Raw genomic sequence first — 8788 nt, 5'->3', positions numbered from 1 at the left:
CGCTCAGGGCGGCAAGTCTGCGGCCAAAGGAAATGGTGCCAAGCGACCGGCGCGGTAAGTTTTCCTGATTGGAAAGCGATAAAAATAAAAAAGGCGACCAGATGGTCGCCTTTTTTATTTTTTACAAATATAAACATATGCTTATTAATATAAATTGCGTATTACCAGTTCATTAATTTTAAATTCTTAATCATTTAAGCTTGAAAAATTTGTCGGATTCAGATAATTCCAATATAACAGAGTTGTTCTTAAATGCATCAAATCGAGAGTCTGATATCTTGTCACTGAGTACGGATACAATATATTGACCTTCAATGTTATTAGCAGCATGGAAAATATCAAATATCTGATTTATATCAACATCCTCAATGCTATCATGGATGATAAATGTTGGCCGCTTTAAATTTATTTCATTTACAAAATTAATGTATGCTAAATCAAACGCACTTAATTCACCTTTCTTTTTTCCACCGGTAGAGTTTGGCGTCACACAGACTACATCAAATTCACATTTTCCTTTTTCTGAGTCGAAGCTTAGGTCAAATATGTATCTTTCATCATAAAAAAGCTTACTTAAATCGCCAAAGTTCCTATTGAAAACTTCGATGTTTTTCTCAAGGGATGCGATATTATCCTGTATTTTTAAAACAACCTTTCTTTTGTTTGATTCGATGCTGTCAATTTCACTTTTTGTATCCTCTATTTTTTGCAATAGTGTTTTGGTGCTAGCAATCTCCTCTCTGATTAATGAAAGCTCATTGTACATTTGACCAATTGATTTCAGCGTGTCTGGCTCTTTTATGTTTCTAAATACATTAGATTCCATTGCTTGAAGATTGTTTATTTTTATTCTGATTTCTTCTGAATGTGTTTTGGTAACACCGAGTTCACTTAGTATTAAATTGATTTTGTTAGACAGTATTTTATTGTGGAAAACGACAAGATCTTCGTATGTTCTTTTTAACTTATCACTTATGGCTACGCCTGCTTCAGCATAAATATCACGTAGCTCTTTTCCGTCAATATTTGACGCGCCATTACGTAATTTATCAATGGATTTAGAAAGATAAGCTGATTTCGCCTCAAGTTCAGAGTACACAATTGTTAAATCGGAAATCTCCCCTTGAATTTTTACTAGCTCTTTAACGCTAGATTCTTGAGCATCCTTGAAGTCAAATTCAGAGATCTTCAACTTTAAAATGCTTTCCTCAACCTCAAGAGGCTTAATCATTTTTAGTAGTGCACTTTCCTTGTGAGGACTGCGATATGACGCTAGGTGCTTTCGTTTTGTGGCGATCTGATTTGTAAGTGTTGCTTTTTCTTTTAATAGATTTAAACCAATAAATCCAAATAGAAATAAGTATAATTGGTCATATTCATCAGGCTTGGCATTTAAGTGCAAAAACCTAGCGGTATTTTGCATTTTCTCATTTGTATTTCGAATAAACTTATGGCTCAAACTTCTGATTGAGGGTTTTTCTTCTCGTTGTCCAAAAATTTGTTGTGCAACAAGTTCCTGATAGCTTGCCTTTGATACACGCTCTCTATTTATATAGAATAAAGAATTTTTGGAGATTCGTGTCAGATTTCTTCCAATTAGGTGATTTTTCCCATCAAATCCTACGAAATATAACTCAATAATAATTTCATTCTCATCAATTAATTCAGCAACCTCAGGAATGACTTTTCTAAATTCCGATTCGGTATATATATCATCCCCTGAAGACATAAATATAAAATCAATCAGTCGTGATGGTGTCGATTTTCCAACACTATTACCACTCCTGGCAACCTTTGAATCCACATTTACAATTAGGTTTAATCCTTTTTTAAATGTGATTTCTCTCAATATATTATTGTTTTTTATTACTTGTAATTTACACAGCCGCATATTCAATACATCCATCGGAATTTAAATCTATAACGCCAATTATATAAAGCCAATCAAGTGCACATGCAAATATTTCATAAGAGATATCAAACTTTTCTTTTGCTAGGTTATAAAGTTCATCAATCTCCATTTCAGTGAAGTCACTTGAGGCTAACTCGCTTATAATTGCAGCTCCAAGATAAAATGGATTTATGATAGGGTCAGAATCAATCGTAATCATTCGGATTTTCCAGGACAATGCATTCGATTATTGAATAACTAGCTATTAATGCCACACCAAAATCAATGTCTTCATCATAGAATCCACTTTGCAAGTCGGAGGAAGAGCGGACAAAATCACCTGTAAGTTTTAAGACGCATGATACGATATTATCTGAGTGTGTCCTTAATTTTTCCATATCACGTGGAAGTTGTTCTATACCAAACTGTGATAGCGCATCACGATAAAACAGTTTCATCTGCCTTTTAAGTTTGGTGCTTCCATCTGGTATCATTCTGTTTAATTGAACTATAGAGTGATCAACTAGAATTGAGTTTTCAATATACTCCATAATTATCCAACGACGTGATTTTAAATCATTAAACTGGATTTTATTTTCAACATCAGCAGGCTCCCTCGTAAGATCAACGGAAGTCGTCTCTGCTTTGGCGATAATCTCAATCAGTTGTCCTAATATGCTGGAGCGGGAAATTCGTCGGTCAGTTCCAATATAAACTGGTCCATTATTATCTTTAAATGAAACGCCTTGACCCATGTTACCCTCTATTATCGATCATTACTGGGCCCGAGTTTTGTTGGAAGTACTGTGACTTATCACCTTGTACAATAGACATTTCTTTTATTTTCTGTTCCAAGCGGATATTTTCTTGAGACAAAAAAGAAAGTTTTACTTCGAGCCCAGTTATTTTCTCTTCTGCTTTATTTTTTCTTATTGTTTGTGCGATAGCAATCAAGCCAGAGACAACAGTTAATACGTATCCAATTAAACCAACGGCTGGGTTTGCCAAAAAATCTTTAATTACATCCATTAAACAATAGTTCCTTCAATCTGATATACGAACAGGAAATCTGGGGCATCTACCTTTCCGAACAAGGCATAGCGCTTTCAAATATCACGCTACCGCCCGTGGATTACAGCTTCCAATATGCTCCATTGACCAACGAGGGCAGCAACCCATCGCAGCTCAACAGGTTCTGAATGGCCATGGTAAGCCAAACGAAACTGCCGAGGCGAGCCTTTAAGTGATATAACCATCAGAAATTAATCATTTTTTGCGCTTGATCAGCAAATGGAGCCGGAAGGCGGCTTTATAGCCATATCCCGCTTTGGCAAGCAGGGAAGGGAGTGAATTGGGGCGACCTGCTGGTCGCCCCTGGTGATTGCCATATCCGGCTTGTTTGGGGTTAGCCGTTATAGCCGTAGCAGCGCTTGAGCTCCTCGAAGTCGTAGTAGTGGCTGCCGCTTTGGTAGGGCTGGCAGCCGGTTTTAAAGGCGATCTCCTTTTCGTTATAGAGCATCTTGACCAGCACCTGCCGCTGCCCGTTCTGGTAGATATCCCACTGAATATTGGCGGTATAGGGGGAGACCCAGCCGCCGCGCCACTCGTTGTTCTGCTGGCTGAACAGCTGATCCGGGCTGGCCCCCTGACGGCTCCCTTCCAGCTTCATCAGGGCGGCGAGGGGGATAATGGCCTCGGCGTGGGCAAAGCGCAGGGTGGCCCGTCGGCTCTGCTCACCCTCCACTACCTGACGTTGCACCTCGCCAAACAGGCCGTCGAGCAGCGGCTGGGCAATGGCGTAGGGGGCGCTCTGGTTGGCAAAGCTCGGCCCCTTCTCGTAGAAATCTTCCGCATCTGAGAGGTAGGAGAACCAGGCAGACTCTTCCGGGGTGATGAACTGCTCCAGCGCCCAGGGCTCGCTGCCCTGTGCCTGCGCTTCGCGGATCATGCCGGGGCCGATGATAAAGAGGTTGTAGAGCATCAGGGCGGCATCTACTTCGTCGCGCACATAAGTCATGCCGCCATCTTCCGGATTGACGGCGACAAACTCGACGCCGCCCGCCAGATAGTCGACAAAGCCCTTGCTGTAGATACGCTCCAGCATGCTGCGGGCCATCTCTTTGGTCTTGCTCAGGTTTTTAAGCTGATCCAGCGCCCTGGCCAGCTCGGGGGCCGGGGCGATTGCGGCATCTTCGTCACCGATAAAGCGCTGGTAGCTCTCATAGGCGGGCAGGTAGCGGGCGTAATCCCCCTCGGGCGTGGTCTTGTGGAAGTAGAGCTCGAACTTGTTGACCAGTTTTTTGTCGATCTTCGAGGGGTCATCCTGCGTGAGGTAGCACTGCGCCGAGTCGCTGACATAGCTCACGTCGCGCTTGAGGCTCTCCATAAAGTAGAAGGCGCTTTCGTTGGCCCTGTCTTTGCCCGAGGTGACCACCTTGATGCAGTGGGGCTCGCTGCTGTTGAGCAGGGTCGGCAGCCGCGCCGCCAGTCGGGTGGCGAGATTGGCGTGCTCCTCCTTGCCCAGCGCCGAGAGCAGGCCATAGCCCAGTTTCTGGTTGGCGGCCGTCACCAGATCGACCTTGCCTCCCAGCCCCTGCCCGAGGGTAGTAAGCGCCCCCTGACGCTGCGCCTCTTCCCAGACCAGCTTGGTCAGCACGTCATATTTCGGGCTGGAGAGGGAGCGCGAGCCGTGGCGCGCCACCATCTCGGTAAAGACCGGGCTGAACCCCTGGGGCGCTGGCTCGTAGCTCTCCGCCTGCTGCTGCGGGCTGTAGACCGCTTTGGTGCTGTATTGGTAGGCGGTTTTGCCCTGGCTGTCGGCAGACGATTCGTTCTCTGACTGGCAGCCGCCAAGCAAGACCAGCGAGACGGCCAAAGCCACATAAGAAGAGCGCGGGAAAGTCATGATGTTCCTTATCTATCCATATGAAAAATAAGTGAAAAACTCTATGGCTTGAAAATGACCGCGGGATGTCAGCCAGATGACAGGCTGATGACTTCTGATAAAGCAGTAAGCAAGGGGAGGGGCAGAGGATGGCTATAGGGAGGGCAATAGAGGCTCAACCAACCACTGCGCCGGTCACGGGTGAGTGGTCAGTGAGCGCTGTCGGGATGGGGGCTTATTGCCTTACCTCCTGCCCCGCCATCTTGATCCAAGGGGGGCAATTAAAGGTTGCCAATTAAGGGTTGCTCAATACCACGCCAATAAGGCATCGAACATGCGGGTATGGGTCACTTGCAGGTTTGCCGCCTTGGTTGAAATGGCTGCGCTATAGAGCTGGACGCCGGGTTCGTTATGACTCTGCACCAGATAGTTTTTATGGCGACAGGTCCCGTAGAGGGAGAGGCTTTTTCTCGCACAGTGGCCGAGAAACAGCACCCCACCAAGGCCGATCATCAGGCCACATATATCCAGCAGATTGATATCCATCAGATTGACGGCGGGCAGGGCAAATTGAGCCTCGGCTTGCAGGGCGAATTCATAGAGCGACACGGCAAACATGGCGCCGCAGAGCATCAGTTTGAGGCGGGCGAGGTGGGTGAGCTTGGTCTGCATTATTTCCGGCGAGACAAAATAGAGATTCTCCAGATGTCGTCTCTGCTCTTTGATAAGGATCCCGCGCACATTCACATCAACCTCGACCTGGGTTGATTCGCGATAGACCAATCCCTGTTTTTCCCACTCGTCCGCCAGCATGGCAACCAGCACCGGATAGACGACAATGGCCAGGCCGCAATAGATCGGCAGCGCATGATATCCGCTGGATATCAGCCCAACTGACAATATTGCGAATATATAGGGCGACAAGGCTTTGAGTGCAATTGATGATTTCATCGTTATACATCCATAAATAACGCGTTTTATAAGTGCCGATAGCGCACAGGCAATAGTGGCCGCGCCAATCAGCTGCGGCCAAACAGGGCATTGGTCAGCGGTAATCCATTCCTGCAAATGGCCTGAAATAGTCCCTTTGCTCGGCAACAGGAACAAGAGCGCCATAGTAAGCCAAACGAGGCCACTCTGACAGTGACCCGGATGACATAAATCTGTGTGCCGCCGTCGAAATGAAATCATATTTTGTCGCTACTCCGGTTCCTCTATGCAAAAAGCCCCGAGAGCAGGGCGCTTTCGGGGAAGAGGAAAAACATCGACAAGGAATTACAAAGGCATTGGGTTCACACCTGAACCGGATCAGGCATCGACATAGAGCACCTGGCCGCTAATAAAGCCATCGACGGAGCGCTCAAACGCCTTGCCGACCAAAGCGCCCGGCACCGGCTGGAAGCCCGGCATCATCTCGCCATATACGTCCCACGCCTCTTCCAGTACGGTCGGGTTGACCACATTGATGCGAATGCCGCGGGGCAGCTCGTGGGCCACGCACTGGACAAAGGTATCTATGGCGCCGCTGGTGGTGGCATCGGCAATGGCCAGCGGGATCGGCTTGATATTGAGGATGCCGGAGATCAGGGTGAAGGAGCCCCCCTGATTGATGTAGTTGAGGCCGATATTGACCAGATTGATCTGCCCCATTAGCTTGCTCTGGATGGTGGTTTGCCACTGCTCGTCGCTCATCTCGCCAAAGGGGGCGTATTCGCAATAGCCGGCGGTATTGACCACCGCATCGAAGGAGCCCACGTTTTGGTAGAGTCGCTCGATGGACTCTCGGCTGGTGATATCCACCTGAAAATCACACCCCTCGCCGGAGCGGCTGGCGGTAATGACCTTGTGCTTGCCCAGACCACTGAGGGCGGCTTGCCCCATTTTCCCCTGAGCACCAATCAGAATGACAGTTTTCATCGTTAACCTCGCTTTGCTGGAAGAGCTGCAAGGTTAGAGAGCCACTGATACAATGTAAATCATTGGCGGTTTGTATGTGATACAACTTAAATTGGTGAGGAAAGGGTGGAGAAGATCGATATCAGGCAGATGCGGGTGCTGGTGCTGCTGGTCAGATACAAGAGCGTGTCGCGGGTGGCCGAGCTGCTGGAGATCTCCCAGCAGGGGGTGAGCAGCCATCTGAAAAAGCTGCGCGATCTCTTTCCCGCCGAGCTGTTTATCCGCCAGAGCGCCGGATTGCAGCCGACCGACTACGCCTGCGAGCTGGCCGACAAGTTCGAGCAGATCCTGGCCGATATCGACGGGGTCTTTGTGGCTGCCCCCTTCGATCCTGCCAGCAGCGAGCGCATCTTCAGGGTGATGGCGAACGAATATGCCCAGCTCGCCATTATTCCAAGGCTGGCGAGCGCCCTGCGCACTCAGGCGCCCTCCATCCGGCTCGATGTGGTGGATTTTCAGGCCGACCTCCATCTGGACGCGCTGGCCAGTGGCGAGGTCGATCTGGTGATTGGCTTTGATGCCTATCTCGACCCGGGGTTGCTGCGCGCCACCCTGCGCCGGGATCACTACTGCTGCGTGCTGCGCCGCGACTCCCGATATCTTCCGGACAAAGCCCCGCAGGATCTGGCGGCCATCCCCTTTGTGCAGTTCGCCAACAGCGTCGGCAATTTCGAAGGGCAGATGAGCCCGCAGCAGGTTGCCAGCGCGGCGGTGGCGACGCTCCCCTGTTACACCTCGCTGCAAGCCTTTATGTCGGTCAATGACGTGGCGGCCTGCATTCCATCGGCCATCGCCGCCCTTGGGGATTTTCGCACCGTGGAGCTGGCCGGAGCGCAGCAGCCGTTTGAGGTGGTGGTCGGCAGGCATCGCAAAAGTCAGGGCAATCTCGCCATCGAGTGGCTGGGCGAGGTGATCAAGTCGGTCTGCGATCTTGCCATGCCCGGATAACGCCACCGTTTGCACAGAGCGGCCGCCACCAGCCAGCGCGCTAACGGCAGGCTGGATCTGTGGGACAAATCCTGCGATGGTGCGGGCAGTTATCCGCTTGTCCCGTTATCGAGTGAAAAGGAGTTGAGATGCGCATTGCCATGATTGGTCTGGGGGATATCGCCCAGAAAGCCTATCTGCCGCTGCTGGCGAGCGACGAGCGGGTCACCCCGCTGCTCTGCACCCGCAATCCGGCAGTGCTGGAGCAGCTGGCACGCCAGTATCGGGTCGCCGAGTGCTTTACCGATGTGGCAGCCATGCTGGCCAGCCGTCCCGATGCCGTGATGATCCACGCCGCGACCGCCGTTCATCGCGAGCTGGCCGAGCAGTGCCTGCGCGCAGGGCTCCCCACCTTTGTCGACAAGCCCCTGTGCGACAATCTGGCCGAGGCAGAAGCGCTGGCCAACCTCGCCATCGCGCAAGATTGCGCTCTCTTTACCGGCTTTAACCGCCGCTATCTGCCCGCCATGGCCGAGGCCCGCGCCCAGCAGCTCACCGAGCTTAACTGGCAGAAACACCGCTTCGCTCTGCCGGGCAAGGCGCGGGATTTTATGTTTGACGACTTTATCCATGTGCTCGACAGCCTCTGCTTCTATGGTGGCGTGCCGGGCGGCGACTTTCATGCGGTATTGCGACCGGATACGAAGGACAGCAGCCTGTTGGCCGGGGTCAGCGTCAGCTGGCAGAGCGGGGATCGCGCCATCAGCGGCAGCATGAACCGCAGCGCCGGGATCACCGAGGAGCGCATCGATGCCTACGGCGACAACCTCTCCCTGCACCTTGAGAACTGCACCCGCGGCAGCATCGCCCGCGACAAACAGGCGCAGACGCTTGCCCCCAACGACTGGCTGCCGGTGCTGGCCCAGCGCGGCTTTGCCGCCATGCTGGAGCACTGGTATCAGCAGATTGAATCGGGCAAAGCTGATAGCGAGCTGATCGCCTCCTACCTGCACGGCCACCGGCTGGCGGAGCAGCTGGTGGCGCTGGCTGACAAGCGGAGTTAAGGCTGGCTGGAAGCCTGAGATATATGAATACGAGGTGCGCGAAGATGGCGCACCAAAAACAACGGG

9 protein-coding genes are annotated in these 8788 nt (G+C 50.5%); 2 read left to right on the top strand and 7 right to left on the bottom strand.

The features are described from left to right. Window positions 1–190: 190 nt before the first annotated feature. The 7 genes from AB5Y85_RS01310 to AB5Y85_RS01280 all read right to left on the bottom strand — a co-directional run bounded on the left by AB5Y85_RS01310 (window position 191) and on the right by AB5Y85_RS01280 (window position 6692). Complete coding sequence (locus tag AB5Y85_RS01310; protein ID WP_368221069.1) at window positions 191–1891, bottom strand: DUF2326 domain-containing protein; 1701 nt, start codon at window positions 1889–1891, stop codon at window positions 191–193. Then, window positions 1878–2111 carry an ABC-three component system middle component 6 gene (locus AB5Y85_RS01305; protein WP_164537469.1) on the bottom strand — a complete coding sequence of 78 codons (234 nt, stop codon included), beginning with the start codon at window positions 2109–2111 and terminating at the stop codon, window positions 1878–1880. The genes AB5Y85_RS01310 and AB5Y85_RS01305 overlap by 14 nt, the downstream gene beginning before the upstream one ends. Further along, window positions 2098–2646 carry a hypothetical protein gene (locus tag AB5Y85_RS01300; protein WP_164537468.1) on the bottom strand — a complete coding sequence of 183 codons (549 nt, stop codon included), beginning with the start codon at window positions 2644–2646 and terminating at the stop codon, window positions 2098–2100. The genes AB5Y85_RS01305 and AB5Y85_RS01300 overlap by 14 nt, the downstream gene beginning before the upstream one ends. Before the next feature lies 1 nt (window position 2647). Then, window positions 2648–2920 (bottom strand): hypothetical protein, encoded by a 273-nt coding sequence (locus AB5Y85_RS01295; protein WP_368221068.1) that lies wholly within the window; start codon window positions 2918–2920, stop codon window positions 2648–2650. A 376-nt stretch (window positions 2921–3296) separates the two neighbouring features. Further along, window positions 3297–4796: a histidine-type phosphatase gene (locus tag AB5Y85_RS01290; protein ID WP_323916687.1), complete on the bottom strand. Its 1500-nt coding sequence runs from the start codon at window positions 4794–4796 to the stop codon at window positions 3297–3299. A 285-nt stretch (window positions 4797–5081) separates the two neighbouring features. Beyond that, a complete protein-coding gene (locus tag AB5Y85_RS01285; protein ID WP_368221067.1) occupies window positions 5082–5891 on the bottom strand; it encodes a hypothetical protein in 810 nt (269 codons plus the stop codon). Between the two features lie 192 nt (window positions 5892–6083). After that, window positions 6084–6692 (bottom strand): short chain dehydrogenase, encoded by a 609-nt coding sequence (locus AB5Y85_RS01280; RefSeq protein ID WP_033113045.1) that lies wholly within the window; start codon window positions 6690–6692, stop codon window positions 6084–6086. A 105-nt stretch (window positions 6693–6797) separates the two neighbouring features. Here AB5Y85_RS01280 and AB5Y85_RS01275 point away from each other — a divergent pair, with 105 nt between their 5' ends. Together AB5Y85_RS01275 and AB5Y85_RS01270 are read left to right on the top strand one after the other, a co-directional pair. Beyond that, a complete protein-coding gene (locus AB5Y85_RS01275; RefSeq protein WP_368221066.1) occupies window positions 6798–7679 on the top strand; it encodes a LysR family transcriptional regulator in 882 nt (293 codons plus the stop codon). Window positions 7680–7807: 128 nt separating this feature from the next. Then, window positions 7808–8722, top strand: coding sequence for a Gfo/Idh/MocA family protein (locus AB5Y85_RS01270; RefSeq protein WP_257687121.1), 915 nt, complete (start codon window positions 7808–7810; stop codon window positions 8720–8722). Window positions 8723–8788 lie beyond the last annotated feature (66 nt).

Origin of the sequence: Aeromonas sp. R3-1 (assembly GCF_040908345.1) — a bacterium.
In the GTDB taxonomy this organism is placed as follows: domain Bacteria; phylum Pseudomonadota; class Gammaproteobacteria; order Enterobacterales; family Aeromonadaceae; genus Aeromonas; species Aeromonas veronii.
Note: the sequence above shows the minus strand (reverse complement) of the source record. Positions and strands in the feature narration are given on the sequence as shown.

Coding starts and splice junctions, on each gene's coding strand:
- AB5Y85_RS01290 (WP_323916687.1), bottom strand. CDS start 4,796: ATGACTTTCCCGCGCTCTTCTTATGTGGCTTTGGCCGTCTCGCTGGTC.
- AB5Y85_RS01300 (WP_164537468.1), bottom strand. CDS start 2,646: ATGGGTCAAGGCGTTTCATTTAAAGATAATAATGGACCAGTTTATATT.
- AB5Y85_RS01280 (WP_033113045.1), bottom strand. CDS start 6,692: ATGAAAACTGTCATTCTGATTGGTGCTCAGGGGAAAATGGGGCAAGCC.
- AB5Y85_RS01270 (WP_257687121.1), top strand. CDS start 7,808: ATGCGCATTGCCATGATTGGTCTGGGGGATATCGCCCAGAAAGCCTAT.
- AB5Y85_RS01310 (WP_368221069.1), bottom strand. CDS start 1,891: ATGCGGCTGTGTAAATTACAAGTAATAAAAAACAATAATATATTGAGA.
- AB5Y85_RS01285 (WP_368221067.1), bottom strand. CDS start 5,891: ATGGCGCTCTTGTTCCTGTTGCCGAGCAAAGGGACTATTTCAGGCCAT.
- AB5Y85_RS01305 (WP_164537469.1), bottom strand. CDS start 2,111: ATGATTACGATTGATTCTGACCCTATCATAAATCCATTTTATCTTGGA.
- AB5Y85_RS01295 (WP_368221068.1), bottom strand. CDS start 2,920: ATGGATGTAATTAAAGATTTTTTGGCAAACCCAGCCGTTGGTTTAATT.